The 25,988-nt window shown below is 67.4% G+C and carries 24 protein-coding genes; 4 read left to right on the forward strand and 20 right to left on the reverse strand.

Going from position 1 to position 25,988, the window contains the following annotated elements; translation table 11 throughout:
- Positions 1-21 precede the first annotated feature (21 nt).
- Positions 22-1,107 carry a heat-inducible transcriptional repressor HrcA gene (gene hrcA, locus DEF76_RS06960; protein ID WP_408842717.1) on the forward strand — a complete coding sequence of 362 codons (1,086 nt, stop codon included), beginning with the start codon at positions 22-24 and terminating at the stop codon, positions 1,105-1,107.
- A 13-nt stretch (positions 1,108-1,120) separates the two neighbouring features.
- On the opposite strand, the gene aroC is transcribed toward hrcA, so the two are convergent.
- The 3 genes from aroC to DEF76_RS06975 form a co-directional block, all read right to left on the reverse strand.
- On the reverse strand, positions 1,121-2,224 hold the full coding sequence (aroC, locus tag DEF76_RS06965; RefSeq protein WP_114911709.1) for a chorismate synthase: 1,104 nt from the start codon (positions 2,222-2,224) through the stop codon (positions 1,121-1,123).
- 169 nt (positions 2,225-2,393) lie between these two features.
- Positions 2,394-3,167, reverse strand: coding sequence for an SDR family oxidoreductase (locus tag DEF76_RS06970; RefSeq protein WP_240319231.1), 774 nt, complete (start codon positions 3,165-3,167; stop codon positions 2,394-2,396).
- 220 nt (positions 3,168-3,387) lie between these two features.
- Positions 3,388-6,000, reverse strand: a complete 2,613-nt coding sequence (locus tag DEF76_RS06975; RefSeq protein ID WP_114911711.1) for a bifunctional acetate--CoA ligase family protein/GNAT family N-acetyltransferase — start codon at positions 5,998-6,000, stop codon at positions 3,388-3,390.
- A gap of 435 nt (positions 6,001-6,435) precedes the next feature.
- On the opposite strand from DEF76_RS06975, the gene DEF76_RS19245 reads away from it, so the two are divergent.
- On the forward strand, positions 6,436-6,639 hold the full coding sequence (locus tag DEF76_RS19245; protein WP_162800520.1) for a hypothetical protein: 204 nt from the start codon (positions 6,436-6,438) through the stop codon (positions 6,637-6,639).
- Positions 6,640-6,724: 85 nt separating this feature from the next.
- Positions 6,725-8,362 (forward strand): NRAMP family divalent metal transporter, encoded by a 1,638-nt coding sequence (locus DEF76_RS06980; protein ID WP_114911712.1) that lies wholly within the window; start codon positions 6,725-6,727, stop codon positions 8,360-8,362.
- 87 nt (positions 8,363-8,449) lie between these two features.
- On the opposite strand, the gene DEF76_RS06985 is transcribed toward DEF76_RS06980, so the two are convergent.
- From DEF76_RS06985 to hslV, 17 genes are all read right to left on the reverse strand, one after another.
- Positions 8,450-8,887 carry a GNAT family N-acetyltransferase gene (locus DEF76_RS06985; RefSeq protein WP_114911713.1) on the reverse strand — a complete coding sequence of 146 codons (438 nt, stop codon included), beginning with the start codon at positions 8,885-8,887 and terminating at the stop codon, positions 8,450-8,452.
- Positions 8,884-9,528 (reverse strand): tRNA (adenosine(37)-N6)-threonylcarbamoyltransferase complex dimerization subunit type 1 TsaB, encoded by a 645-nt coding sequence (tsaB, locus tag DEF76_RS06990; protein ID WP_114911714.1) that lies wholly within the window; start codon positions 9,526-9,528, stop codon positions 8,884-8,886. Before tsaB ends, DEF76_RS06985 begins: the two co-directional genes overlap by 4 nt.
- A gap of 11 nt (positions 9,529-9,539) precedes the next feature.
- Positions 9,540-10,061, reverse strand: coding sequence for a translation initiation factor IF-3 (gene infC, locus DEF76_RS06995; protein WP_114911715.1), 522 nt, complete (start codon positions 10,059-10,061; stop codon positions 9,540-9,542).
- A gap of 96 nt (positions 10,062-10,157) precedes the next feature.
- Positions 10,158-12,095 carry a threonine--tRNA ligase gene (thrS, locus tag DEF76_RS07000; RefSeq protein WP_114911716.1) on the reverse strand — a complete coding sequence of 646 codons (1,938 nt, stop codon included), beginning with the start codon at positions 12,093-12,095 and terminating at the stop codon, positions 10,158-10,160.
- A 39-nt stretch (positions 12,096-12,134) separates the two neighbouring features.
- The gene (locus DEF76_RS07005; protein ID WP_114911717.1) at positions 12,135-13,043 is read right to left on the reverse strand and encodes a glycosyltransferase family 9 protein; all 909 of its coding nucleotides are present in this window, start codon (positions 13,041-13,043) and stop codon (positions 12,135-12,137) included.
- A complete protein-coding gene (locus tag DEF76_RS07010; RefSeq protein WP_114911718.1) occupies positions 13,040-14,203 on the reverse strand; it encodes a glycosyltransferase family 4 protein in 1,164 nt (387 codons plus the stop codon). Before DEF76_RS07010 ends, DEF76_RS07005 begins: the two co-directional genes overlap by 4 nt.
- On the reverse strand, positions 14,203-14,562 hold the full coding sequence (locus DEF76_RS07015; protein ID WP_114911719.1) for a 6-pyruvoyl trahydropterin synthase family protein: 360 nt from the start codon (positions 14,560-14,562) through the stop codon (positions 14,203-14,205). The genes DEF76_RS07010 and DEF76_RS07015 overlap by 1 nt, the downstream gene beginning before the upstream one ends.
- Positions 14,562-15,215 carry a 7-carboxy-7-deazaguanine synthase gene (gene queE, locus DEF76_RS07020; protein ID WP_114911720.1) on the reverse strand — a complete coding sequence of 218 codons (654 nt, stop codon included), beginning with the start codon at positions 15,213-15,215 and terminating at the stop codon, positions 14,562-14,564. Before queE ends, DEF76_RS07015 begins: the two co-directional genes overlap by 1 nt.
- 141 nt (positions 15,216-15,356) lie before the next feature.
- Positions 15,357-16,073, reverse strand: coding sequence for a phosphate regulon transcriptional regulator PhoB (phoB, locus tag DEF76_RS07025; RefSeq protein WP_114911721.1), 717 nt, complete (start codon positions 16,071-16,073; stop codon positions 15,357-15,359).
- Positions 16,074-16,099: 26 nt separating this feature from the next.
- Complete coding sequence (gene phoU / locus DEF76_RS07030; protein WP_114911722.1) at positions 16,100-16,816, reverse strand: phosphate signaling complex protein PhoU; 717 nt, start codon at positions 16,814-16,816, stop codon at positions 16,100-16,102.
- A 27-nt stretch (positions 16,817-16,843) separates the two neighbouring features.
- The gene (gene pstB / locus DEF76_RS07035) at positions 16,844-17,632 is read right to left on the reverse strand and encodes a phosphate ABC transporter ATP-binding protein PstB (protein ID WP_114913733.1); all 789 of its coding nucleotides are present in this window, start codon (positions 17,630-17,632) and stop codon (positions 16,844-16,846) included.
- Positions 17,633-17,682: 50 nt separating this feature from the next.
- Complete coding sequence (gene pstA, locus DEF76_RS07040) at positions 17,683-18,552, reverse strand: phosphate ABC transporter permease PstA (RefSeq protein WP_114911723.1); 870 nt, start codon at positions 18,550-18,552, stop codon at positions 17,683-17,685.
- Entirely contained in the window at positions 18,549-19,520 is a 972-nt protein-coding gene (gene pstC, locus DEF76_RS07045) for a phosphate ABC transporter permease subunit PstC (protein ID WP_114911724.1), read from the reverse strand. Before pstC ends, pstA begins: the two co-directional genes overlap by 4 nt.
- 34 nt (positions 19,521-19,554) lie before the next feature.
- Positions 19,555-20,571 (reverse strand): phosphate ABC transporter substrate-binding protein PstS, encoded by a 1,017-nt coding sequence (gene pstS, locus DEF76_RS07050; RefSeq protein ID WP_114911725.1) that lies wholly within the window; start codon positions 20,569-20,571, stop codon positions 19,555-19,557.
- A gap of 162 nt (positions 20,572-20,733) precedes the next feature.
- The gene (gene mutL / locus DEF76_RS07055; RefSeq protein ID WP_114911726.1) at positions 20,734-22,542 is read right to left on the reverse strand and encodes a DNA mismatch repair endonuclease MutL; all 1,809 of its coding nucleotides are present in this window, start codon (positions 22,540-22,542) and stop codon (positions 20,734-20,736) included.
- A 40-nt stretch (positions 22,543-22,582) separates the two neighbouring features.
- Positions 22,583-23,902, reverse strand: a complete 1,320-nt coding sequence (gene hslU, locus DEF76_RS07060; RefSeq protein WP_114911727.1) for an ATP-dependent protease ATPase subunit HslU — start codon at positions 23,900-23,902, stop codon at positions 22,583-22,585.
- Positions 23,902-24,477: an ATP-dependent protease subunit HslV gene (gene hslV / locus DEF76_RS07065; protein WP_114911728.1), complete on the reverse strand. Its 576-nt coding sequence runs from the start codon at positions 24,475-24,477 to the stop codon at positions 23,902-23,904. Before hslV ends, hslU begins: the two co-directional genes overlap by 1 nt.
- A 106-nt stretch (positions 24,478-24,583) precedes the next feature.
- Between hslV and DEF76_RS07070 the strand changes: the two genes are divergently transcribed.
- Positions 24,584-25,981 (forward strand): MFS transporter, encoded by a 1,398-nt coding sequence (locus tag DEF76_RS07070; protein WP_114911729.1) that lies wholly within the window; start codon positions 24,584-24,586, stop codon positions 25,979-25,981.
- Positions 25,982-25,988: the final 7 nt, after the last annotated feature.

Consider the following 25,988-nt stretch of genomic DNA (forward strand, 5'->3'; position numbering starts at 1 on the left):
CTATGGCGTAATGCTATCCGTATGATGGATCAGAAACCGGTCACGCCCTTCATTCCCCCCCGTTCCGGCCTGTCGCCGTCGGTCATTGATGCGCGTTCGGCCGCGATCTTGCGCGAAATCGTCGAGCAATATGTCGCGACCGGCGAGCCCGTGGGGAGCCGTACCTTGTCGCGCCGCCTGCCGCTCGCCCTCTCGCCGGCGACGATCCGCAACGTCATGGCCGATCTCACCGAGCAGGGGCTGCTTTACGCGCCGCATACCTCCGCCGGCCGCCTGCCGACCGATCGCGGGCTGCGGCTCTTCGTCGACGGCTTGCTGCAATTCGGCGACCTCTCGGAGGAGGAGCAGGAGACCATCAGCGCGGCGCTGCAAGCCTCCGGGCGCAGTCTCGAGACCACCCTCGCCGAAGCCGGAAGCCTGCTCTCAGGTCTCTCCGCGGCCGCGGGCCTGGTGCTTGCGCCAAAGGCCGAGGGGCCGCTCAAGCATATCGAATTCGTCCCGCTCGGCACTGGCCGCGCCCTCGTCGTCCTCGTCAATGCCGATGGCCAGGTCGAAAACCGGGTCATCGACACGCCGCCCGGCTTGCCGCCGGCGGCGCTGCAGCAAGCGAGCAATTATCTCAATGCCCGCCTCTCCGGCCGCTCGATCGAGGAGGTCCGGCGCGTGGTGAGCGAGGAAATCGCCGCCGATCGCACCGAGCTCGATACGCTCGCAACGCAAATCGTCGCCGCCGGGCTCGCGACCTGGACGGGCGAGGGGCGTGGCGGCAGCTTGATCGTGCGCGGCCAAGCGCGGCTTCTGGCCGATGTCACCGAGATCGAGAGGCTTGCGACCATCCAGGCTTTGTTCGAGCGGCTGGAAACCCAGGAAACCATGCTCAAGCTGCTCGAACTGGTCGAGGTCTCAGAAGGGGTGCGGATTTTCATCGGCGCCGAGAGTGGGCTGTTTGATGCCTCTGGCCTCAGCATGATCGTCGCCCCGGCGCGCAACACCGCTGATCGCATCGTCGGCGCGATCGGCGTCATCGGCCCTTCGCGGATCAATTATGCCCGCATCATCCCGGTGGTGGACTATACGGCGCGCGTGATCGGCCGTTTGCTCGGCTGACGGCCAAGCCTCGCTAATTGCGCGGCAGACGCGGCTGCTCGGGGCTGTCCGGGTTCTGGGCGCGGTTGCGGAGCAAATGGTCAGCGAGGACGAGCGCCATCATCGCCTCGCCCACCGGCACCGCGCGGATGCCAACGCAGGGATCATGTCGGCCGCGGGTTGCGACCTCGACGTCGTGGCCGGTGCGGTCGACCGAGCGGCGCGGGGTGAGGATCGAACTCGTCGGCTTGACCGCGAAGCGGGCAATGATCGGCTGGCCGGTCGAAATGCCGCCGAGAATGCCGCCGGCGTGATTGCTCGCGAATAAAACCGCGCCGTCCTGCATGCGCATCTCGTCGGCATTGTCCTCGCCGCGCAAGCGGGCGGCGGCGAAGCCGTCGCCGATTTCCACGCCCTTGACGGCGTTGATCCCCATCAGCGCGCTCGCGAGATCGGCATCGAGTTTGCCATAAAGCGGCGCGCCCAATCCCGGCGGCACGCCCTCGGCGACGATCTCGACCACCGCGCCGACCGAGGAGCCGGATTTGCGGATCTCGGCAAGATAGCTCTCCCAAACGCCGACGCACACGCGATCGGGGCAGAAAAACGGATTACGCGCGACCTCCGCCCAGTCCCAATTGCCGCGCTCGACCGGCTTGTCGCCGATCTGGACGAGGGCGCCGCGGATGGTCACCCCCGTCCCGAGCACCTTGCGCGCAATCGCGCCAGCAGCGACCCGCATCGCCGTCTCGCGCGCCGAAGATCGCCCGCCGCCGCGCGGATCGCGGATGCCGTATTTGAGTTCATAGGTGAGATCGGCGTGGCCGGGGCGAAAGCGCGCCGCAATCGCCTCATAATCCTTGGACCGGGCATCGGTGTTTTCGATCTCGAGCGCGATCGGCGTGCCGGTGGTTTGCCCCTCGAAGACGCCAGAGAGGATGCGCACCCGATCGGCTTCCTGGCGCTGGGTGGTAAAGCGCGACTGGCCGGGGCGGCGTCGGTCAAGGAAAGGCTGGATATCGGCCTCTGAGAGCGCGATTCGCGGCGGACAGCCATCGACGACACAGCCGATCGCCGGGCCATGGCTCTCGCCCCAGGTGGTCACGCGCAAGAGATGGCCGAAACTGTTATGGGACATGAGGTGGCCATACGATCAGGGGGAAGCCCAGGAAGACTCTTCTTTTTCTGAAGAAAAAGAAGCAAAAAGACTTTTGTCCGTTGGGCAGTGCCTACGGCACTGCCCGCGCCGAGGAAACGGGATAAAAGTTTTTTGGTTCTTTTTTTCAAAAAAGAACGAAGCTCTTTTTCTAATCCGTGCTGGCTGCGATATCGGGCGCCGCCGGGTTCTTCATGCCGACGATGTGATAGCCGGAATCGACGTGATGGACCTCACCGGTGACGCCGGAAGCGAGGTCAGAGAGAAGATAAAGCCCAGCGCCGCCGACATCCTCGATGGTGGTGTTGCGCTCGAGCGGCGAATTGAGTTGATTCCAGCGCAGAATATAGCGGAAATCGCCAATGCCGTTGGCCGCCAGCGTTTTGATCGGGCCGGCGCTGATCGCATTCACCCGAATGCCGGCGCCACCGAGATCGGCGGCGAGATAACGCACCGACGCCTCGAGCGCGGCTTTGGCAACCCCCATGACATTGTAATGCGGGATCACCTTCTCAGCACCGAGATAGGAAAGGGTGAGCAGCGCCCCGCCCGGCCCCATCATCGGCACCGCGCGCCGCGACACGGCGACGAAGCTATAGCAGGAAATATCGAGAGCCTGCAGGAAGGCCTCGCGCGGCGTGTCGAGATAGCGTCCGCGGAGATAGGATTTATCTGCCCAGCCAATGGCATGGACGAGGAAATCGAGCCGATCCCAGCGCCTGGCAAGGGCGGCGAAGGCGGCATCGATGCTGTTTTCTTCGCCGACATCGCATGGGAAGACGAGATCAGAGCCGATGCCGGCGGCGAGCGGCCGCACGCGGCGCTCCAAGGCTTCGCCTTGGTAGGTGAAAGCGAGCGCAGCACCTTGGGCGGCGCAGGCATGCGCAATGCCCCAGGCGAGCGAGCGGTCATTGGCGACCCCCATGATCAGGCCGCGCTTGCCGGCGAGCAAGGTTCCGGCGGCGGGCGTCTCGGCAAGCGGGACGGGAGCGGAAAGGGTCGTTTCGTTGGAATGGGACATCGAGGATCTATCCCTTCTCGGTTGAGTGCCTGACCCTCTCTCGTGACACAGCCGGGCGCTGTTGGGCAAGAGCCATGGCGCAAACGCGCCCGGGTCAGGGTCGCGGCCGCGCGCGGAAATGCCCTCAGGCGATGGCGAGCCGCGCCTCCAGCACGTCGTCTTCGCCGGGCAGGCGATGGAGGGAAAAGCCGAGATGGCGGACGAAAGCGAGCATCGGCGCGTTATCGGCGAGGATCTGGCCGACGATCTCGGTCATGCCTTGCCCGCGCGCCCAGCCGATGAGGCAGTGCATGAGCCGCGTTGCGAGCCCCTTTCCCTTCATGTCCGGCTGCACGATGATCGCAAATTCGCTGCTCCCTTCATCGAGTTCGCGCACCAAGCGGGCAACCCCGACGGTCTCGCCGGTGCTCTCACGGACGGCGATGAAGGCGATTTCGCGTTGATAATCGACTTGCGTCATGCGCGCCATCTGCTCGGCCGCGAGCGTGCGCATGGGCGAGAAGAAACGATAGCGGATGTCTTCCGGGGCAAGGCGCTGGAAGAACGCTCCATGCGCCTCGGCGTCCTCGGGGCGGATCGGGCGGAGCAGCAGCCTCTCGCCGCCGGCGGTCCAAATTTCCTCGAGTTCGGCGGGATAAGGCGGGATGGCGAACTCTGCGCGGCTTCCCCGCGGGCGCAGCGTGAGCCCGGCATCACCGACCAGAACCCCCTCGCCATCGACGAATAGCGGATCGATGCGCAATGTCGCGATTTCGGGAAAATCGATCACCAATTGCGAGATCCGCACCAGGGTCTCGGCGATGGCGTCGCGGTTCGCCGGCGGAAATTCCCGAAACGCGCCGAGTAAGGGCGCAAAGCGCGAGCGCGCGATCAGCGCCTGCGCGAGCGGCAGGTTGAGCGGCGGCAGATCGACGACGCTTTCGCCGAGAATGGCGCCGGCGCTGCCGCCAAGGCCGAAGCCGAGCACCGGGCCGAACACCGCGTCGTCACCGAGAGTGATCGCCAACTCGCGGGCGCGGCGGATCTGGCGCTGGACGAGAAACCCGTGCGTCGGCGCTTGCCCAGCGGCCATCCGCGCCGCGGCGCGGGTGACGGCGGCGGCGTCGGCGAGATCGAGAACGACGCTCGGCGCGCCACGCTTCTCGGTGCGCCGCAGCTTGAGCGCGATCGGAAAGCCGAGCATCGTCGCCGCCGCCCCGGCATCCTCGGGGCTTGCCGCCGCCCGCGTCGGCACCACCGGCACGCCATAGGCGGAAAGCACCGCCATCGCCTCATCCTGCAGCAGCGCGAGACGCTCGGCCCGGCGCGCCGCGGCGAAAACCCGCGTCACCGCCACCCGGTCAGGAAGCAGGCGCAGCACCGTGCTCGGCGGCAATTCGCGCGCGGCGAGCCGGTTGCGGCGATGCTGAAGAAGATGATGAAACCCATGCACCGCCTGCTCTGGGGTCGCGAAGACCGGCAATCCGGCATCGGCGAGGCGCAAGCGCAATGGCGCTGCGGTGGTTTCCCCCATCGCCGCGACGAGGAGCGGGCGTTTGATGGCGCGCGCGCTGGCGGCGATCGCGCTGGCCCAGGCTTCGTCGTCGGCGGCGCTTGGGCGCAGCGGTGGCGGGGCGAGAATGGCGAGGATACCGCCAATGTCTGGGTCGCGGGCAAGGTTTTCGATCGCCGCCGCGCACCGCGCCGGCGAGTCGAGACCGAGATAAAGCGGCTCGAGGGCGCCGCCTTGACCGGCGAGTTCAGGCGGCAGCGGCCGCGCCAGCGCCGTCCGGATCGCCGATGGCAGCGGATGGAGCGGAACACCGAGGCGGAGCGCTTCATCCGCCGCCATTTCGCCGGGGGCGATGGCGGTGGTGACGATCGCGAGCGGCTCGCGGGTGAGAGGATTGGCGCGGCTCAGGGTTTCGGCGGCGGCGAGCAGATCCTCAAAATGGTTGACGACGAGCAGCCCGGCGCGCCGGCCGGCGGCGGCGAAAGCGGCCTCGGCCGCGGGTCCGATGCCGGTTTCGTCTTCGCTATCGCGCAGCAGGCCACCGGCACAAAGCGCCACCACCGGGCGCAGGCGGGCGGCGGCGCGGGCGGCGGAGATGAAGGCGCGCGGGTTTTTGAGCCGGCGGATATCGAGCAAAATGGCGCCGGTCGCGGGATCGCGCGCGAGCCAATCGAGCGTCAGGCCGAAGCCGATATCGGCGTTGCCGCCGATGCCGACGATGTGAGAAAAGCCCACCCCGTTCGGCCCCGCCCAATCAAGCACGGCGCGGCAGAGCGCGGCCGATTGCGAGACCAGCGCGGTGCGCCCCGCCGGCACCGGGAGATGGCCGAGCGTTGCATTCAGCCCGTGCGCGGGAACGGCGAGCCCGAAAGAGCCCGGCCCGAGCACCCTGACGCCGCTCGCGCGCGCCGCATCGCGCAGCCCGGGCATCATCGCGGTCGCGATCGCGGCAAAACAGCCACGCGCCGCGAGCCCGCCCAGCACGGCGCGCGGATCGTCGAGTGGTGCTGCGAGAATCGCGACGTCGAACGGCGCGACATCCGGGCGCGCCGCGCCGGCTTGCGGCGATATGGCGAGATCGCCGGCATCGAGCGTCGCGATGGCGCCGGCGAAGCCGCCGGCGCGGAGATTGGCAAGCACGATCGCCCCCTCCGCGGTCTCGGCACCGAACACGGCGACGCTATCGGGACGGAACAGCCGCTCCGGGTGGAAGCGATGGCGGGAAGCGCTTGGCAGCCATGGCATAACGGCACCTTATAGCATGTTGCGCCGCAATAAAGGATAGCACAGCCGGCGCAGATCTGTCGTGCGAGCCGGCACGGCCATGGCGGCCGATTTTTTCTCGCGCCAGGCGTTTTTTTCCTTGCCGTGGCCCGGGTCAGAGTCTTATCTAGGCGACGGAGAGGCGCGCCAAACCGTAAGCGTGCGCTTGTGCCTCGTTCCAGGCCATGAGGCTTGGGGCGATTGGGTCAACTTTCTGTCAGGGATCACATGAACCCGCGATCTAGTAGCCAGCCCTCGGAGAGCCATAGTTGGCGCTTAGCGCCTGCTTTGCCGCCGTCGGGATGGGTCGCCGCCCGGGATCCGCATGTGACCGTTAAGGCGCCAGCGCTTCGCTGCTGACGCCAAACGGCCAAGCCTCCCGGGCTCGAGTTACCACTTGAGCAAGAGGAGGCTGTGATGGCCGTCTTTACCTTTCCTCGTCAGATCCGCGTGCCTGGCAATCGCCCGGCCGTAACACGTCGTTTGGTTTCCGACGCGGCGCCCGCGGGGCAGGTCGCGCGCCCGGTGCTCGACCTTCGTTGGCGGCACGATGACGAAGGCCGCTTGCGTGCGCATTGGGGCCTCGCCGCGACGCGCCCGCGGGTATCGTTGCTTGGTTGAATCGCAACGAGCGCCGGCCGCCGGCGCTCGCCGCACTCATTCCCCTCAGCCAGGCGCCGCCTTGGCACAGAACGGACCTGATACCATGACCCATATCGACAAGCTCGACACCCTGACCAAGGAGGCGGTGCTCGATTCCGCCCATCTCGGTGACATCACCGGCGCCCTCGGCACCATCCGGCGCGACGATGACGGCCCCCGGCGCAACCTCGTCGCGCGTCTCGCGACTCTGCTTGCGGTCGTCGGCCCCGGCCTCATCGTCATGGTCGGCGACAACGACGCCGGCGCCTTCGCGACCTACACCCAGGCCGGCCAGACCTATGGCAGCACGCTGCTCTGGACGATGATCCTGCTCGTCCCGGTCCTCTATGTCTGCCAGGAGATGGTGGCGCGGCTCGGCGCGGTCACCGGCGTTGGCCATGCGCGGCTGATTTTCGAGCGTTTCGGCCGGTTCTGGGGCGCGTTCAGCGTCATCGATCTCTTTGCCCTCAACGCGCTCACCATCGTCACCGAGTTCATCGGCATCAGCTTGGCGATGGATTATTTCGGCCTCTCGAAGCCGCTTGGCGTCCTGGTTGCGGCCGGGCTCACCATTGCCGCGGTCAGCACCGGGAGCTTCCGGCGTTTCGAGCGTTTTGCGGTGCTGCTCTGCCTCGGCAGTCTCGCGATCGTGCCGATTTTCGTGGTCGCTCATCCCCCTCTCGGCGAGATGGCGCGAGACCTCGTGGTGCCGGGTCTGCCGCCGGGCAAGCTTTCGGACATCATGCTGCTCATTATCGGCCTCGTCGGCACCACGGTTGCGCCCTGGCAGCTATTTTTCCAGCAAAGCTATATCATCGACAAGCGCCTGCGCCCGCGCTTCATGGCCTATGAGCGGGTCGATATGGCGCTCGGCATGGTCTTTACCCAGGTCGGTGCCATCGTGATGATCGCGATCGCCGCCGCGGCGTTTGCCGGCAAGCCGGAATTCGGCAATTTCACCGATGCCGGCGGGGTGGCTGCCGGATTGGCCAAATATGTCGGGCGTTGGGCGGGAGATCTGTTTGCGATCGGCCTCGTCGATGCGGCGCTGCTCGGGGCTGCGGCGGTTGGTCTCTCCACCGCTTATGCGTTCGGCGATACGTTGTCGGTGCGCCATTCGCTGCACCGCAAGCCGAATGACGCGCTGGGCTTTTATCTGATCTATGGCGCGCTGATCGCGATCTCGGCGGCGATCGTCTTGATCCCGGGCTCGCCGCTTGGGCTGATCACCGAGGGGGTGCAGGTGTTGGCTGGCATTCTGCTGCCGAGTGCCACGGTGTTTCTGCTGCTTCTCTGCAACGATAAGGCCGTGCTCGGCCCGTGGGTGAACGGCAAGTGGCAGAATTTGCTCGCCGGGGTGATCGTTGGTGTGCTGGTTATTCTGTCGATCATTCTGACCGCGGCGGTCGTGTTCCCGGACATCACCGATGGAGAGATCATCGCGACGCTCATCGGCGGTGCGGTGCTCGGCGTTATCGGCTTTCTTGTCACACGCCTGGTGACGAAGCGTGGCCTGGCGCCGGAGACGGGCGATGTCGCGGCGCTTGATCGCGAGACGTGGCGCATGCGGCCGCTCGCCGACCTGCCGCCGCTGCGGCTGTCGCCGGCGGCGCGGCTGTGGATGGGCATCTTGCGCCTTTATCTCGTGGTGGCGGTGGGCATGGCGTTGTTTGCGGTCGTCAAGCTCGCTCTCAGCCACTGAGTCTTACCCTCGCGGGGCAGTGCCGCTGGCACTGCCCCAACCGGGAAAAGTTTTTTTTGGTCCTTTTTTTCAAAAAAGAACTTTTTTCTACTTTTCTGCCAAGTCTCTCCCCATCGTTACCGCATCCCCGCCATTCGCGTAATAGCGCCGGCGGCGGCCGATGGGGCGAAACCCCGCCGCGGCATAAAGCGCGTGCGCGGGGTGATTTTCGGCGGCGACCTCGAGAAACATCACCGCCGCGCCACGCCGCGCCGCTTCCGTCATGGCGGCGCTGAGCAGGGCGCGGCCGAGCCCCTGCCGGCGGCGCGTGGGAATGACGGCGAGGGTTAGAATCTCGGCCTCACCGGCGATCGCCCGCGCGAGGATCATGCCGCCATCTGGCGCGATCAGCGCGAGTGTGCCGGGGAGGCTGAGCTGAGTTGCGATCACGGCGGCATCCCAGCGATCGGTGGGCGGAAAACATGCCGCGTGAATGGCGGCGAGGGCGTCACTGTGGGCGAGGGAGGCCGGCTCTATCTCTGTCATGCCGGTGGCGGGCGCAAGGTGGCGGCGATGGCGGCCGGCGGTTCGGCATAGACCGGCTGGGCGGCGCGCGGCGGCAATCCGGCGGCCAGACGGCGGGCGGCGGCGGCGGCGACCAGGCCGGCGGAGGGTACGGAAAACTCACTTTGGCGCACCTCGATCCCGCGCGCGGCGAGCTGTTCGGCGACCAGCGCCGCGGCCTCGCCGGCGACGGTGACGGCACCGGGCGGCGCCGGCAGATGGGCGAGATCGAAGCGGCCTTGCGTGCCCTCCAACCCGTCGATGAAGACTCCACCGAGGCGATGGGGCAGGGCGACCCAGAAGGCGCCCGCGGGTGGCGCCGGCAAGGCTTCCGCCACGGTCTCGGCGAGGGTGACGCCGGTGAGCGTGGCGCCATGCCCGAGGGCGAAGCCCTGCGCGAGCGCGATCGCGGCGCGCAGGCCGGTGAAGCCGCCCGGCCCGATCATCACCGCGACGAGATCTATCCGCCCCGGCGCCGCCGCGAGCGCTTCCGCGAGCAGGGTCGCAAGGACCGCGCTTTGTCCCCGCGCCGGCGCCGCCGACCGCTCGGCGCACACCCTACCCTGCTCGCTCACCGCCACCGAGCAGGTGGCGAAAGCGGCGTCGAGGCCGAGAATCCGCATCGCGGCCCCGCTCAGCGCGGGCTCAGCACCATGACCATCTGGCGGTTTTCCAGGCGCGGCATCTGCTCGACCTTGGTCGCGGCGTCCATATCGGCGCGGATGCGTTCCAGCACCTTGACGCCGATTTCCTGGTGCGCCATTTCGCGGCCGCGGAAACGCAAGGTGACTTTGACCTTGTCGCCTTCCTCGATGAAGGATTTCATCGCCCGTAATTTCACCTGATAGTCGTTTTCATCGATATTCGGACGAACTTTGATCTCTTTGATTTCGATAACTTTTTGTTTTTTCTTGGCTTCGTTTTTCTTCTTCTGGATTTCGTATTTGTATTTTCCGTAGTCGAGGATTTTCACCACCGGCGGATCGGCGTTGGGGCTGATCTCGAGAAGATCAAGGCCGACGGCATAGGCCCGGGCTTGCGCTTCGCGGGCGCTCATGACGCCGATCATCTCTCCGTTCTCGTCGATCAAGCGGACCTGGGGGTTGCGGATCTCCTCGTTGACGCGGGGGCCGTCGCGCGTCGGCGCGGCGGGCAGGGGGGGTCTGGCGATGGGTCACTCTCCTCTGGCTGTGACGGGGTAGGGTCTCTTACCGCGCCGAGTTTTGCCGAACCCGGCGGCGGTGATCAAGCATTACCGTTGCAATGCCGGCAATAGATCGGGTGGCGTCGCCTCGCGCGCAAGCCGTGCGACGGCCTCGTCGAGCGCCAGCACCTCCTGCGCCGCGCCACCGAGCCGACGCAGCGCAACCGTCCCGCTCTCCGCCTCCTTGCGCCCGACGACGATGAGGACCGGCACATGGGCAACGCTATGGGTGCGCACTTTGGCGTTGATTTTTTCGTTGCGGGTGTCGCACTCGACGGCGAGACCGGCCTCGCGCAGACGCGCCGCGACTTCCTCGGCATAGGAATCGGCGTCCGAGACGATGGTCGCGACCACCGCCTGGACGGGCGCGAGCCAAAGCGGGAAGCGCCCGGCATGATGCTCGATCAAAATGCCGAGAAACCGCTCGAAACTGCCCAAAATCGCGCGATGCAGCATCACCGGGCGATGGCGGGCGCCGTCTTCGCCGACATAATCGGCATCCAGCCGCTCGGGCAGCACGAAATCGACCTGCAAGGTGCCGCATTGCCAGTCGCGCCCGATCGCATCGCGCAGCACGAATTCCAGCTTCGGGCCGTAAAACGCGCCTTCGCCGGGATTGAGGGTGTAGGTGACGCCGGCGGTGGCGCAGGCCTCGCTGAGCGCCTGCTCGGCGCGGTCCCAGACGGCGTCGCTGCCGGCGCGGATCAGGGGGCGGTCGGAAAATTTCACCTGAAAATCGGGGAAACCGAAATCGCGATAGATTTGGCCGAGGAGTTCGACGAAACGCACGGTTTCCGCGGCGATCTGATCTTCGGCGCAGAAAATATGGGCATCATCCTGGGTGAAGGCCCGCACCCGCATGATGCCGTGCAGCGCGCCGGACGGCTCATAGCGGTGGCATGCCCCGAATTCCGCCATCCGGAGCGGCAATTCGCGGTAGCTGCGCACCCCCTGGCGGAAGATCTGCACATGGCAGGGGCAGTTCATCGGCTTCAGGGCGAGGGTTTTTTCCTCTTCCTCGACGGTCGCGATGAACATGTGCTCGCGGAATTTTTCCCAATGGCCGGAGGCTTCCCAGAGCGCGCGATCGACGAGCTGGGGCGTGCGCACCTCCTGATAGCCGTTGGCGTCCAAGCGGCGGCGCATATAGGCCTCGACGCGGCGATAAAGCGCCCAGCCCTTGGGGTGCCAGAAGACGCTGCCGACCGCTTCCTCCTGGATGTGAAACAGATCCATCTCGCGCCCGAGCCGGCGATGATCGCGCCGCTCGGCTTCGGCGAGCTGCGTCAGATAGGCGTCAAGCTCCTTTTTGTCACGCCAGGCGGTGCCGTAGATCCGGCTCAGCATGGCGTTGCGGTGATCGCCGCGCCAATAGGCGCCGGCGACTTTCATCAGCTTGAAGGCGTCCCCGACATCGCCGGTCGTGCGCATATGCGGGCCGCGGCAGAGATCGACCCACTCGCCCTGGCGGTAAAGCGTGATCGTCTCGCTCGGCGGGAGATCGCGGATGATCTCCGCCTTGTAGCTCTCACCGCGGCCGGCGAAAAACGCGATCGCCGCCTCACGCTCCCAGACCTCGCGCACGAAGGGGGCGTTGGCGGCGATGATGTCGCGCATCTTGGCTTCGATCGCCGGGAAATCCTCGGGCGTGAAGGGCTCGGGGCGGGCGAAATCGTAATAGAAGCCGTTTTCGATCGCCGGGCCGATCGTCACCTGGGTTTCGGGATAGAGCGCCTGCACCGCCTCGGCCAGCACATGGGCGGCGTCATGGCGGATCAGGGTCAGCGCTTCTTCATCGCGGCGGGTGATGAAGCGGATGGCGGCGTCGTGCTCGAGCGGGCGCGAGAGATCACGCGTCTCACCATCGACCACCACGGCGAGCGCCGCGCGCGCAAGGCCCGGCCCGATTGCGGCGGCGAGTTCGGCGCCGCTCGGGGCGTGGTCGAAATGGCGGACCGAGCCATCGGGAAGGGTGAAAGCGGGCATGCCGGAATCCTGACTGGTGAGAGCGGAAAATCTATGGCCTCAGGGCAGCGCCGCCGCAACCCTCGCAACCGGGAGATCGGCGAGGTCGGGCATGGCGAGGATCACCGGCCAGCCGCCATCGGGATAGCGTGGCGCGGTGATCGCGGGATCGGAGGCGCTGGAAAACAAGACGATCGCCGGCCGCCCGAGCAGGGTTGCGAGATGCATCGGCCCGGTATCGTTGCCGATCACCAGCGCGGCGCCGGCGAGGACGGGGCCGAGATCGGCGAGCGTGGTGCGCCCGGTGAGATCGATCGCTTCCGGCGCACGGGCGCGAATTTCGGCGGCGAGCGGCGCCTCGGCGGCGCTCCCGATCACCAGCGGCGTCGTGCCACGGGCGGCGAGCAAGGCCGCGACCTCGCCGAACAGCGCCGCGGGCCAACGCTTCTCCGGCCGATGCGGCGCAGCCCCGGGCGCGAGGACGGCATAGGGCGGGGCAATCCCGGCCGGGCGCGCCCCGCCGGTCAGCCAGGCGAGTTCGGGTGCTGGAAACGTGCTGATTCCGGCCATCGCCAATTGCTCGCGCTGGCGCTCGCTCGTGTGCATGAAGTCACGCCGCGGATTGGCGTGCGGCAGGGCGCAGCCAGGGGCGATGCCAGACCAGCGCGGCCGCCCGGCGAGCCAGAAATAGCGGTTGCTCCGCGCTGAGGTCTGTAAATCATAAACCAGATCGAAACCACGCAGCTGGCGGCGCAGCGCACGCAGCCCGCGAAGGTTCCACCAGGCCGGGCGCGGGTCGAGACGGATCGCGTCAAACCACGGCGCGCGCGCGGCCAGGGCGGCAAACGGCGCGGTGGTGAGGAGGGTGATGTGATCGCTGGCGTGATGGCCGCGAATCGCGGCAAACGGCGGAAAACTTTGGATGAAATCGCCGAGGGCGCCGAGCCGGATGACGAGGATGCGGCTCATCGCAGCAATTCCGCATAGACGGCGAGGGTTGCCGCCTGCATCGCCGCCGTCGTGAAGCGCGCGAGGATCGCCGCGCGTGCCCGCGCGCCGAGCGCCGCGCGGTCGGCCGGTGAAAGCGCGAGGGCCTCGCCAACCGCCGCCGCCAGCGCCGCCGGGTCACCAGGCGTGACCAGCCAGCCGGTCTCGCCGGCGCGGATGGTTTCGCGCGCGCCGCCATGATCGGCAGCGATGACCGGCCGCGCCATCGCTTGCGCCTCGATCACCGTGCGGCCGAAGGCTTCGGGGCGGGTGGAGGCATTGATGACGGCGTCGGCGAGGGCGTAGGCGGCGGGCATGTCGGCGCAATCACCGGCGAAGATGACCCGTTTCTCGACCCCGAGCCGATGTGCTGCGCGGCGCAAGGCGTGGGCGAGCCGGCCGCGTGGATCGCCGCCGGCGAAGACCAAAACCGGATCGGGAGCGAGCCGCGCCAGCGCCGCGATCGCGACCGCGTGCCCTTTCCAGGCGCTGAGCCGCCCGGGCAGCAGAAGCACCGGCCGGCCGGGCGGCAATCCCCAGCCTTCGGCGAGCGCACGCTGACGGGCGAGACCGGGCGGGTCGGCGAGCGTCGCCGGATCGAACATCGCCGGATCGACACCGCGCGGGATGACGCGCAGCCGCCAAGGCTCGATCCGATAGCGCTCGAGGATGAGGGCGGCGATGAAGTCGCTGATCGCGATCACCCGCTCGCCGCGCGCCATGACGCTGTTATAGGCGCGTTTGCCGGGGAAATTCTCGGTGTAAGCGCCGTGATAGGTGGTGATGAAGCGGGTCGCGGCGCGGCTGCCGGCAAGCCAGGCCGACCAGGCCGGGGCGCGCGAGCGGGCATGGATCAGGGCGACGCGCTCGCTGGCGACGATCTCGGCAAGGCGGGCGGCGTTGCGCCAGATCGCGAACGGCGATTTGCGGGTGAGCGGCAGCGTGATGTGATGCCCGCCGGCCGCCTCGATCGCCGCGACCAGCCGCCCACCGGCGGAAGCGACCAGGGCGACGCCGCCGGCGCGCGCGATCGCCGCCGTCATCTCGAGCGTGCCGCGCTCGACGCCGCCGGTATTGAGCGCCGGCAGCACTTGGAGGATCACCGCGCCGGCGGGAATCGGCGGAAACGGCTGCGCGGCCATCACCCCGGCCGGTAGAGGCAGCGCTCGCCGAGCGAGTCCCGGCAGATCGCGACGCTGACGAGACCGGGAAATTCGCGCGCCAAATGCCGCCAGACGAAGAGGGCGAGCCGCTCCAACGTCGCCGGCGCGAGTTCGGGGATTTCATCGAGAAAATGGTGATCGAGGCGCTCGCGCACCCGCGCCAGCGCTTGGGCGAACAGGCCGAGATCGACCAGCATGCCATTGTCCCCGATCTCGCCGCCGATCGTCACCTCGGCGCGGTAGGAATGGCCATGGACGCGCCGGCTGGCCTCGGTCTCGATCGTCCGTACCAGCGTATGCGCGGCCTCGAAACGGAATTCTTTGGTGAGCTGGAACATCAGGGAATGCCGATGAATTTATGGGTCTGCAGCGAGAGCCGCCAGCGTGGATGCGCCGCGATATAGGCGATCGCCGCTTCGGTATGGCGGGCGCGGTCTGGCCCGTCCATCGGTTGGAGCAGGAAATGGCGGAAGGCGAGGCCGAGAAAGCGCTCGGGCGGCGCCTCGGGCTGCGGATAGACGAGCTTCAGCTCATCGCCGTGATCGAGGACCAGCGGTGCCGCGGCTTTCGGGCTCACGCAAACCCAATCGATCCCGGGCGGGGCGGGGAGGGTGCCGTTGGTTTCGATCGCGATGGTGAAGTTTTCCCGATGCAGCGCCGCGATCAGCGCGGGATCGACTTGGAGCAGCGGCTCACCGCCGGTCAGCACCACGAACCGCCCCTCGCGTCCCGCCCGCCAGCGCGCGGCGATGGCGGCGGCCAGCGCCTCGGCGCCGGCGAAGACCCCGCCGCCCTCGCCATCGGTGCCGACGAAGTCGGTGTCACAAAACCGGCAAACGGCGCCCGCCCGGTCCTGCGCGCGGCCGGACCAGAGATTGCAGCCGGCAAACCGGCAAAACACCGCGGCCCGCCCGGCCTGAACCCCCTCGCCCTGGAGGGTGAAGAAAATTTCTTTGACGGCGTAGCGCGAGGAAGCGGGGGTTTCGACCATGGCGCCGGGTTTTACCCGCGCGTCGCGGCGGCGTCCATCAGGGGCCGTGGCGCTTCGGCCTGACACAGAGCGCGCCCAGAGGGCGCCCAGAGCGCGCCCGAAGGGCCGCGCGATTTCGCCCGGCCGGCGCCCGGCCGGCGCTCAGATCGTCTCGGTATCGAGGGCGTAGCCGGCGGCGCGGACGGTGCGGACGAGGTCGGTCTCGTCGCCGACATTGAGCGCCTTGCGCAGACGCCGAATATGGACATCGACGGTGCGCGGCTCGACATGGATATCAACCCCCCAGACCGCATCGAGCAATTCCTCGCGCGAAAACACCCGGCGCGGATGCTGCATGAGGAAATCGAGCAGGCGGTATTCGGTCGGGCCGAGATGGACGGGGCGAGTGCCGCGATAGACGCGGTGCGAGGCGAGATCCATGACGATGTCGTGGAATTCGCGCCGTCCCTTGCCGTTGCCGCCGCTCGCGCGGCGCAAGAGGGCGCGCATGCGGGCAAGCAACGCCTCCATGTTGAACGGCTTGGTGATGTAATCATCGGCGCCGGTATTGAGGCCGCGGACGGCGTCTTGCTCGTCGTTGCGCGCCGTCACCATGATCACCGGCAGGTCACGGGTCGCGCTCGAGCGGCGGATCTGGCGGCAGACCTCGATCCCGGAAAGCGTCGGCAGCATCCAGTCGAGCAGCACGATATCGGGCTCGTGCTCGCTGATGCGGAGCAGGGCCTCCTGCCCGTCCCCCGCTTCCTCGACGGCGAAACCCTGTTTTTCGAGATTATAGCGCAGCATCGTCGCCAAGGCCGCTTCGTCCTCGACGATCAGCACTTTCGGTTTGGCGGGGTGGAAAACGCCTTCGGGCATGGCGTGGCTCCTTGATCGGGGCTGGTTCAGGATTGCGCGAGCCCGGCATAGGGCGAGTGTTCGCCCTTCGGCCGGGTTTCAGGCAGGGTTTCGCCGGTCGCGGTGTAGTGGACTTTTTCGGCGATGTTGGTCGCGTGATCGCCGATGCGTTCGAGATTCTTGGCGATGAACAGAAGATGCGTGCAGGGCGTGATGTTGCGCGGATCCTCGATCATGTAGGTGATGAGTTCGCGGAAAATGGTGTTGTAGATGTCATCGACCGCTTGATCAGAGCGCCAGACCGCGATCGCCTTGGCGGCATCGGTCTCGCTCACCGCGTCGATCACCGCTTTCAAATTCTCCTGCACCATGCGCGCCATGTGGGCGATGCCGGTGAGGCTATAGGGCAACGGGAATTGCGCCAGCACCAGGCTGCGCTTGGCGACATTGGCGGCATAGTCGCCGATCCGCTCGAGATCGGAGGTGATTTTCAGGGCGGCGACGATCTTGCGCAGATCATTGGCGACCGGCTGACGCAACGCGAGCAGACGAATGACGAATTGCTCGACCTCGCGCTCCAGGGCATCGACGCGGGGATCGATTTCGATCGCGCGCGCGGCGGCGGCGCCGTCCTGGCCGACCACCGCTTGCGCCGCGAGCGCTGTCTGGCTCTCGACCAGCCCACCCATCTCGGCCATCAGATCGGCGAGGCGCTTTAGCTCCTGCTCGTAGCTTTTCACGATATGCCCCATGTTTTCAGACATGTTCACCCTCTGTCATGCCGCCCGCGCTCAGCCGAACCGTCCGGTGATGTATTCCTGGGTGCGGCGCTGGCGTGGCGCCGTGAAGATCTGCGCCGCGGGCCCGACCTCGACCAGTTCGCCGAGGTAGAAAAACGCCACCTGATCGGCACAGCGCGCCGCCTGCTGCATGTTGTGGGTTACGATGACGATGGTGAAATCGGATTTCAGCTCGTCGATCAGTTCCTCGATTTTGAGCGTGCTGATGGGGTCGAGCGCGCTGGTCGGCTCGTCGAGCAGGATCACCTCGGGGCGGATGGCGATCGAGCGGGCGATGCAGAGGCGCTGCTGCTGACCACCGGAAAGCGCGGTCGCCGGCGCGCGCAGCCGGTCCTTGACCTCGTCCCAGAGGGCGGCGCGCGAAAGCGACCATTCCACCCGCTCATCCATCTCGGCGCGGGAAAGCCGCTCATGCAGGCGCGCGCCAAACGCGATATTGTCATAGATCGACATCGGGAACGGGGTCGGCTTCTGAAACACCATGCCGATCCGCCGGCGCAGCGTATTCACATCGACATCGGGGCTGATGATGTTTTCGCCATCCATCATCACCCGCCCGGTGGCGCGCTGGCCGGGATAGAGGTCGTACATGCGGTTGAGCACGCGGAGCAGCGTCGATTTGCCGCAACCCGAGGGGCCGATCATCCCGGTCGCCTGCCGGTCAGGAAGGGCAAGGGTGATGTTTTTCAGGGCCTCCGTCGTCCCATAGAAGAAATGCAGATTCTCGATCATGATCCGCGCTCCCGCCTCGCCGGCGGCGGCGAGGTCGGGTGTGGTCATGGCGGCGCTGGCATCCATCGGCGATCCTTTCATCGCTCGTCTCCCGCCACTCACGCTTTGCGTGGCCGCAGCAGGAGGCGCGAGCCCAGGCTGAGCAGAAGCACGAATACCGTCATCAGCAGTGCCCCCGCCCAAGCGAGCTGCTGCCAGGCGGGATAGGGGCTGAGCGCGAACTGGAAGATCACCACCGGCATGTTGGCCATCGGCCTGGTGATGTCGAAGCTCAGATACTGGTTGTTGAGCGCGGTGAAGAGGAGCGGCGCGGTCTCGCCGCTGATCCGCGCGATGCCGAGGAGAAGGCCGGTCAGCATCCCGGTGCGCGCCGCCGGATAAAGCACGAACAAGACCATCCGCCAGAGCGGCGCGCCGAGCGCGAGCGCTGCCTCACGCAGCGAAACCGGCACCAGCCGTAGCGTCTCGTCGGTGGTGCGGACCACCACCGGCAACAACACCATCGCCATCGCGACGGCGCCGGCGATGCTGGAAAAATGGCCGCTCGGCTGGACGATGATTTCATAGACGAAAAGGCCGGTGACGATCGAGGGTGCGGACAGCAGGATGTCGTTGACGAAGCGCACTGCCTCCGCGATCCAGCGCCGCCCGCCGCTTTCGGCGAGGTGGGTGCCGGCGAGAATGCCGATCGGCGCCCCGAGCAGCACCGCGAGCGCGGTCATCATCACGCTGCCGAGAAGCGCGTTGAGCAGCCCGCCTTCGCTCCCGGGCGGCGGGGTCATGCGGGTGAAGAGATGCGGGCCGAGGGCGGCGGCCCCGTTGACGATAATGGTCGCGAGGATCCAGACCAGCGCGATCAGGCCAGCGAGCGTCGCGAGGGTGGCAAGCGCGAGCGCGAGCCCGTTTACCGCCTGGCGACGCAGCATCCGCGCCCCGCCCGCGCGGCGCATCGCGTCATTTTTGCTCATCGCGCTCGCTCCCCGGCGGTGAGCCGCGCGAGTAGCCATTTCGCCAGGGCGAGCACCACGAAGGTGATGGCAAAGAGAACAAAGCCGAGCGCGATCAGCGAAGAGCGGTAGATGTCGCTATCCGCCTCGGTGAATTCGTTGGCGATCGCGGCGGCGATCGAGGTCGAGGGCATGAGCAGCGAGGCGCTGAAATCATGGGCGTTGCCGAGCACGAAGGTGACCGCCATGGTTTCGCCGAGGGCGCGGCCGAGGCCGAGGAAAATCCCGCCCATGACCGCGCTTTTGGTGTAGGGCAGCACCACCCGCCAGACCAGCTCCCAGCGCGTCGCCCCAAGCCCGAGCGCGGATTCGCGCAGAGCCTGCGGCACCAGGCGGAACACGTCGCGCATCACCGAGGAGATGAACGGCACCACCATGACGCCGAGAATGAGCCCGCCGGTCAGCATGCCGATGCCGAGCGGCGGGCCATCGAACAAAACGCCGAGCAGCGGCAGCGGCCCGAGGGCCGCGGTCAACGCCGGCTCGACGTGATCGGCCATGAAGGGCGCGAAGACGAAAAGCCCCCACATGCCATAAATGATGCTCGGGATGCCGGCGAGCAGCTCGATCGCGCCGCCAATCGGGGCGCGGAGCCAGACCGGCGCGACTTCGGTCAGGAAAAGTGCGATGCCGAAGCTGACCGGCACCGCCGTCAGCATGGCGATCGTCGAGGTGACCAGGGTGCCATAGATCGGCACCAATGCGCCGAAATCGCGATGCACCGGATCCCAGGCAAGACCGGTGAGGAACGCCAGACCGAAGTGCCGGAAGGCCGGCAGCGCCCCCCAGAAAATCGCCAGCGCCGCGCCTCCGAGCAGCGCTAGCACCATCACCGCGGCGCCGGCGAGGAGGATGCGAAACAGCCGATCGCCAAACGGGAGCCAGCGGCGCGCCGGGGCGTGCGCGCGCGGCAATGCGATCCCGCTCATCGAGGCTGGTCCCGCTCGCGCCGCGCGCCCGCTGTCACGGCTGATTGGCCTGCCAATAGGCTTCGATGGCGGCGGTGAGGCTCGCCGGCAGCGGCACATAGGCGAGGGCTTCGGCGTCGGCGTCGCCATGGGCGAAGGCCCAGCGGAAGAAGTCGAGCGCCGCTTTGCCGGCCGGCGTCGCCAGCGCGGTGCGGTGGATCAGGATGAAGCTGGTCGCCGCGATGGGATAGGCATCGTCACCCGGCGCATTGGTCAGCACCAGGTCGAAATCCGAGGTTTTGGACCATTCCGCGCTCGCCGCCGCCGCTTGGAACGAGGCCTTGCCCGGTTCCGGATAGCGCCCGGCGGCGTTCTGGACCAAGGCGTAGCTCATCTTGTTTTGCAGGATATAGGCGTATTCGAGATAGCCGATCGACCCCTTGATCCGCTGGATATAGGCCGCGACCCCCTCATTGCCCTTGCCGCCGACGCCAGCCGGCCACGAGACCGAGGTGCCCTCGCCGATGCGGGCCTTCCATTCCGGGCTTACCTTGGCGAGATAATCCACCCAATTGAAGGTGGTGCCGGAGCCGTCCGAGCGATGGACGACAGTGATCGCCATCGCCGGCAGCGTGAGCCCGGGATTGAGCGAGACGATCTCGGGATCATTCCAAGTCTTCACCCGCCCGAGATAGATATCGGCGAGCGCTGGCCCGGTCAGGCGCAGCGCCCCGGGCGCAATCCCGGGGAGATTGACCGCCGGTACCACCGCGCCGACGACGGCGGGGAATTGGAGCAGCCCTGCCTCGTGCAAATCGGCGGGGGGAAGCGGCATGTCGCTCGCGCCGAAGGTGACGGTGCCGGCTTTGATCTGCGCGATGCCGCCGCCCGAGCCGATCGACTGATAATTGATCTTGGCGCCACCCTGCTTGCTGTAATCGTCCGACCATTTGGCGAGCAGAGGATAGACGAAAGTCGAGCCGGCGCCGGTGATCGACTCGGCGGCGAAGCTCGGGGCAAACCCCGACAACAGCGCGAGCCCGAAGGCGAGCGCCGCGATGGCTGATTTCATAACAACTCCTCATGGTCGGGTGACGCATCGGGCCGAACTGGCGGCAAATTAGGCGGCGATGGCGGCGTGATGATTGCAGTTTTATGAAGCTTTTGTGACATCGAGGGATGTTGGTGGCGGAGTTTATGACAAAACAGTGACATTCAGTGGCTCAACGGCGGCTCAACGGCGGCCAAACAGGCGCTCGATGTCGGCGCGGCACAGGCGGAGGAAGGTCGGGCGGCCATGGCTACAGGTCGCGGCGCGTGGCGTTGCCTCCATATCGCGCAGAAGGGCGTTCATTTCCGCCGCTTGCAGCCGCCGCCCGGCCCGGATGCTGCCATGGCAGGCGAGACGCGCCAGCACCGCATCAAGCCGCGCGGCGAGCGAGGTCTGGGCGCCGCTGTCCGCGAGTTCGTCGGCGATGTCGCGGAGCAGCGGCCCTGGCTCCGGCGCCCCGAGTGCTGCCGGGAGCGAGCGGACCAGGATCGCTTGCGGCCCGAAAGCCTCGATCTCGAGCCCGAGCTGCGCCAGCGCCGCGGCTTCGGCGAGAACCCGCTCGGCCTCCGCGGCCGAGAGTTCGACCACCGCCGGCAACAGCAGCGGCTGCGCGCGCACGCCGCCGGCCGCCCATTCACGGGCGAGGCGTTCTTGGGTCAGCCGCTCATGGGCGGCGTGCTGATCGACGATGACGAGCGCGCCATCGCCGGTGAGCGCCAGGATATAGGTCTCGAGCACTTGCGCGACCGCGGCGCCGAGCGGGTAATCGATCGCGGCTTGGACCGCTGCGGACTCGCGCACGGCGGACGCTGCTGGCGGATCCGCGGCAGCGATCTGGCGCGCGGCCGGCGGCGCTGCAAGCGCGAGCGTGGGTTCGGCGAACTGCATCGCCGCCATGCTCTCGGCGGCGGCGGTTCCCAAGCCGGATGCGCCCGAGGGGGCATCGCCGGCGCGGGAATGGCCGAAGCGGGGAAGGGGGGGGCGGGCTGCCGACAGCGTTCCCGCTGGCGTTGCGAGTGTGGCGCGCAACGCCCCGATCACCAGCGCGCGCACCCCGGCGGGGTCGCGGAAACGCAGCTCGGTCTTAGCCGGATGGACGTTCACATCGACCTCATCGGCGGGCAGGTCGAGGATCAGGGCAGCCACCGGATGGCGCCCGGCGGGAATGACGTCGCGATAGGCGATGCGCAGCGCCGTGCGGAGCACCGGGTCGATCACCGGGCGGCGATTGACGATGAAATGCTGCAACGCGGCATTGGCGCGGGTGAGATGGGCGGCGCCAGCGAAGCCGGAGAGCCGCATCTCGCCGCGCTCGGCGGCAAGTGGCAGCAGATTATCCGCCGCCGCCGCCCCGAACAAAGCGCCGACGCGGGCGGCGAGTGGCTCGGGGGCGCGCTCGAAAATCACCCGTCCATCGACTTCGAAGCGAAATCCGACGGCAGGCGCGGCGAGCGCCAGGCGTCGCGCGACGGCCTCCGCCGCCTCGGCCTCGCTCCGCGCCGATTTGAGGAATTTCCGCCGCGCCGGCGTCGCGAAGAAGAGATCGCGCACCACGACCTCGGTCCCCGGCGGGCCGGCGGCGGGAACCGGGTCAAAAACCCGGCCGCCCTCGACGCGGATGGTCATGGCGTGATCGGCGTTACCCGGGCGCGAGGTGAGAGAAAGCCGGCCGGCGGCGCCGATCGAGGGCAGCGCCTCGCCACGAAACCCGAGCGTGGTGATGCGGATCAGCTGCTCATCGCCGAGCTTCGAGGTCGCATGGCGCGCGATCGCGAGCGGCAGATCGTCGGCCGCGATGCCGGCGCCGTCATCGGTGACCGCGATGCGGGCGATGCCGCCTTCCTCGATCGCGATGGCGATCCGCCGCGCCCCGGCATCGAGCGCGTTTTCGACCAACTCCTTGACCACCGCCGCCGGCCGCTCGATCACCTCGCCGGCGGCGATGCGATTGACCAGCGCCTCGGGCAGCAGGCGGATGCGGGGTGATGCCATGGCGGACTCTTACCCGATCGCGCCGCGAGGCAGAAGCCGCCTACAGGATGAACCGGCTGAGATCGCCGCGCGCGGCGAGCGGCGTCACCCGCTCGCGGACATACTCGGCGGTGATGGTGATGGTCTCGCCGGCGCGGTCAGAGGCGGTGAAGCTGATCTCCTCGAGCAGTTTTTCGAGGACGGTATGGAGTCTCCGCGCGCCGATATTCTCGATCCGGTCATTGATGTCGGCGGCAAGCTCGGCGAGCGCCTCGATCGCCCCGTCCTCGAACACCAGCTCCACCCGCTCGGTCGCCATCAGCGCCGCCGATTGCTTGAGGAGCGAATGCTCGGGCTCGGTCAGGATGCGGCGGAGATCGGCGCGGCTGAGCCCGGCGAGTTCGACCCGGATCGGCAAGCGCCCCTGCAATTCCGGCAGCAGATCGGAAGGTTTGGCGAGATGGAAGGCACCGGAGGCGATGAACAGGATATGGTCGGTCTTGGCCGGGCCGTATTTGGTGTTGACGGTGGTGCCTTCGATCAGCGGCAGCAGATCACGCTGGACGCCTTCGCGCGAGACGTCGCCGCCGCGAAACCCGCCCTCGCTGGTGCGGGCGCAGATCTTGTCGATCTCGTCGAGGAAAACGATGCCGTTATTCTCGGCATGCGCCAGCGCGTCCTTGGCGAGACGGTCATTGTCGAGCAGCTTGTCGGCTTCCTCGCGCAACAGCGCGCGGCGCGCCTCGGCGAGCTTCATCCGCCGCGCCTGCGGCTGGCGCCCGAGCATGCCCTTCATCATCTCCGAGAGATTGATCATTTGCCCGGGCGGCATGCCGGGGAGGTCGATCTGGCCGATCGGCAGCCCGGGCGCCTCAGAAAGGCTGATTTCGATTTCTTTGTCCTCGAATTCGCCATCGCGGAGGCGCCGGCGGAACTGGCTTCTGGTGTCGGCGGAGGCGCGTTCGCCGACGAGCGCGGTAATCAGCCGCTCTTCGGCGGCGAGTTCGGCCTTGGCCTCGACCTCGCGCCGCGAGGCCTCGCGCAGCATCGCGAGCGAGACATCGACGAGGTCGCGCACGATTTGGTCGACATCGCGCCCGACATAGCCGACCTCGGTGAACTTGGTCGCCTCGACCTTGAGGAACGGCGCCTGCGCGAGTTTGGCGAGACGGCGGGCGATTTCGGTCTTGCCGCAGCCGGTCGGGCCGATCATCAGGATGTTTTTCGGCACCACCTCTTCCCGCAGCGCCTCCGGCAAATGCTGGCGCCGCCAGCGGTTGCGGAGCGCAATGGCGACGGCGCGCTTGGCCTCGTTCTGGCCGACGATGAAACGGTCGAGTTCGGAGACGATCTCGCGCGGCGAATAGGTTGGTACCTCCATCAGCCGGCCTCCCCGATGGTCTCGATGATGACGTTGTGATTGGTATAGACGCAGATCTCGGCGGCGATCGCCATGGCGCGGCGGGCGACGTCTTCGGCGCTCAATCCCGGAATGTCGATGAGCGCGCGCGCCGCGGCGAGCGCGTAATTGCCGCCCGAGCCGATGCCGATGACGCCGTCCGAGGGTTCCAGCACATCGCCATTGCCGGTCAGGGTAAAGCTCCGTTCGGCGTCCGCGACCGCCATCATCGCCTCCAGCCGGCGGAGATAGCGGTCGGTCCGCCAATCTTTGGCGAGTTCGACGCAGGCACGCTCCAACTGGCCGGGAAAGCGTTCGAGCTTGGCCTCGAGCCGTTCGAGCAGGGTGAAGGCATCGGCGGTGGCGCCGGCGAAACCGGCGAGCACGCCGCCCGAGGGGCCGATGCGCCGCACCTTGCGGGCATTGGCCTTGATCACCGTCTGGCCGAGGCTCACCTGGCCGTCACCGGCCATCGCGACGCCGCCTTTGCCGCGAACGCAGAGGATGGTGGTGCCATGCCAGCCGACGGGATCATGGGGGGAAGGGTTCTGGGTCATGGCCGGCTAAATGGCGCGGCCGGCGAGGGCGCACAAGCCCGGACCTGGGCGCGGGCTGGTCAAACCCGCCATGCCGGCCCAGAATGACGCGAGAAGGGGGAACGCGATGACCGAGGGAAAGCACGAGGAGACGCGTCTCGCGATCACCGCGCGGCTCGACCGGCTGCCGGCGACGAAAACCATCTGGCGCCTGGCGGCGCTGCTGTCGATCGGCGGCATGTTCGAGTTCTATGATCTTTTCTTCACCGGCTATGTCGTGCCCGGGCTGGTCAGGGACGGGCTGCTCGCCCATGTCCGGGTCGGGATTTTCGCCGGCCCCGCGGCTTTCGTCGCCGCGACCTTCGGCGGCCTCTTTCTCGGCACCATCGGCTTCGGCTTCGTCGCCGACCGGTTCGGCCGCCGACCGATCTTCACCGCCGCGCTGCTTTGGTACAGCCTCTGCACCGCGATCATGGCGTTTCAACAGACGCCCGCCGGCTTGCTCGTCTGGCGCCTCATCGCTGGCATCGGCATCGGCATCGAGCTGGTGACCATCGACACCTATCTCGCCGAGCTAGTCCCGAAAGACGTGCGCGGCCGCGCTTTCGCGTTCAACCAGGTGATGCAGTTTTCCGCCGTGCCGGTGGTCGCCCTGCTTTCGTGGCAATTGGTGCCGCGCACGGTGTTTGGCCTCTCGGGCTGGCGGATCGTCGTTTTGATCGGCGCGCTCGGTGCCGCCGTCGTCTGGCTGCTCCGCCGCGGTCTTCCGGAAAGCCCGCGCTGGCTCGCGGGAAAGGGGCGATTGGCCGAGGCCGAGCGGATCACCGCGGCCCTCGAAGCGCGCGTGATCGCCGATCGCGGCGGCGCGGCACTGCCTTTGCCGCTGCGCGATGCCATCGAGGAGGTCGCGGCGGCCGGGCATTTCGCCGAAATCTGGCGCCCACCCTATCGCGCGCGCACCATCATGCTGATGGTGTTCCAGTTTCTCCAGACCATCGGGTTTTACGGCTTCGCGAGCTGGGTCCCGACGCTGATCGCCGAACAAGGCATCGCGATTGGCCATAGCCTGCTTTATGCCTTCGTGATTGCGATCGCCAATCCGTTCGGCCCGGCGCTCGGGCTTGTCTTCGCCGACCGCATCGAGCGCAAATGGCAGATCGTCTTCGCGGCCCTCGGAATCGCCGCCGCCGGCCTCGCGTTTGCCGCCCAGCGCACCATTCCCGGCCTTATTGTCTGTGGCGTTGTCCTCACGCTGGCGAACAATATTCTCTCGTTTTCCTTTCACGCTTATCAGAGCGAGCTTTATCCGACGCGGGTGCGGGCGCGCGCCGTCGGCTTCGTCTATTCCTGGAGCCGGTTATCGGCGGTGTTCGTCAGTTTCCTCATCGCCGCTCTCCTTCATCTCGGCGGCGTGCCCGCGGTGTTCGTGTTCATCGCCGCGGCGATGGCGGGGGTGATGATCGCGATTGGTGTCTTTGGCCCGGCGACCGGCGGGCGGCAATTGGAGGCGATTTCGCCGGATTGACAAGCAA

It is taken from the genome of Acidibrevibacterium fodinaquatile (assembly GCF_003352165.1).
GTDB lineage: Bacteria > Pseudomonadota > Alphaproteobacteria > Acetobacterales > Acetobacteraceae > Acidibrevibacterium > Acidibrevibacterium fodinaquatile.

Coding starts and splice junctions, on each gene's coding strand:
- hrcA (WP_408842717.1), top strand. CDS start 22: ATGATGGATCAGAAACCGGTCACGCCCTTCATTCCCCCCCGTTCCGGC.
- aroC (WP_114911709.1), bottom strand. CDS start 2,224: ATGTCCCATAACAGTTTCGGCCATCTCTTGCGCGTGACCACCTGGGGC.
- DEF76_RS06970 (WP_240319231.1), bottom strand. CDS start 3,167: ATGGGGGTCGCCAATGACCGCTCGCTCGCCTGGGGCATTGCGCATGCC.
- DEF76_RS06975 (WP_114911711.1), bottom strand. CDS start 6,000: ATGCCATGGCTGCCAAGCGCTTCCCGCCATCGCTTCCACCCGGAGCGG.
- DEF76_RS19245 (WP_162800520.1), top strand. CDS start 6,436: ATGGCCGTCTTTACCTTTCCTCGTCAGATCCGCGTGCCTGGCAATCGC.
- DEF76_RS06980 (WP_114911712.1), top strand. CDS start 6,725: ATGACCCATATCGACAAGCTCGACACCCTGACCAAGGAGGCGGTGCTC.
- DEF76_RS06985 (WP_114911713.1), bottom strand. CDS start 8,887: ATGACAGAGATAGAGCCGGCCTCCCTCGCCCACAGTGACGCCCTCGCC.
- tsaB (WP_114911714.1), bottom strand. CDS start 9,528: ATGCGGATTCTCGGCCTCGACGCCGCTTTCGCCACCTGCTCGGTGGCG.
- thrS (WP_114911716.1), bottom strand. CDS start 12,095: ATGCCCGCTTTCACCCTTCCCGATGGCTCGGTCCGCCATTTCGACCAC.
- DEF76_RS07005 (WP_114911717.1), bottom strand. CDS start 13,043: ATGAGCCGCATCCTCGTCATCCGGCTCGGCGCCCTCGGCGATTTCATC.
- DEF76_RS07010 (WP_114911718.1), bottom strand. CDS start 14,203: ATGGCCGCGCAGCCGTTTCCGCCGATTCCCGCCGGCGCGGTGATCCTC.
- DEF76_RS07015 (WP_114911719.1), bottom strand. CDS start 14,562: ATGTTCCAGCTCACCAAAGAATTCCGTTTCGAGGCCGCGCATACGCTG.
- queE (WP_114911720.1), bottom strand. CDS start 15,215: ATGGTCGAAACCCCCGCTTCCTCGCGCTACGCCGTCAAAGAAATTTTC.
- phoB (WP_114911721.1), bottom strand. CDS start 16,073: ATGCCCGAAGGCGTTTTCCACCCCGCCAAACCGAAAGTGCTGATCGTC.
- phoU (WP_114911722.1), bottom strand. CDS start 16,816: ATGTCTGAAAACATGGGGCATATCGTGAAAAGCTACGAGCAGGAGCTA.
- pstB (WP_114913733.1), bottom strand. CDS start 17,632: ATGACCACACCCGACCTCGCCGCCGCCGGCGAGGCGGGAGCGCGGATC.
- pstA (WP_114911723.1), bottom strand. CDS start 18,552: ATGAGCAAAAATGACGCGATGCGCCGCGCGGGCGGGGCGCGGATGCTG.
- pstC (WP_114911724.1), bottom strand. CDS start 19,520: ATGAGCGGGATCGCATTGCCGCGCGCGCACGCCCCGGCGCGCCGCTGG.
- pstS (WP_114911725.1), bottom strand. CDS start 20,571: ATGAAATCAGCCATCGCGGCGCTCGCCTTCGGGCTCGCGCTGTTGTCG.
- mutL (WP_114911726.1), bottom strand. CDS start 22,542: ATGGCATCACCCCGCATCCGCCTGCTGCCCGAGGCGCTGGTCAATCGC.
- hslU (WP_114911727.1), bottom strand. CDS start 23,902: ATGGAGGTACCAACCTATTCGCCGCGCGAGATCGTCTCCGAACTCGAC.
- hslV (WP_114911728.1), bottom strand. CDS start 24,477: ATGACCCAGAACCCTTCCCCCCATGATCCCGTCGGCTGGCATGGCACC.
- DEF76_RS07070 (WP_114911729.1), top strand. CDS start 24,584: ATGACCGAGGGAAAGCACGAGGAGACGCGTCTCGCGATCACCGCGCGG.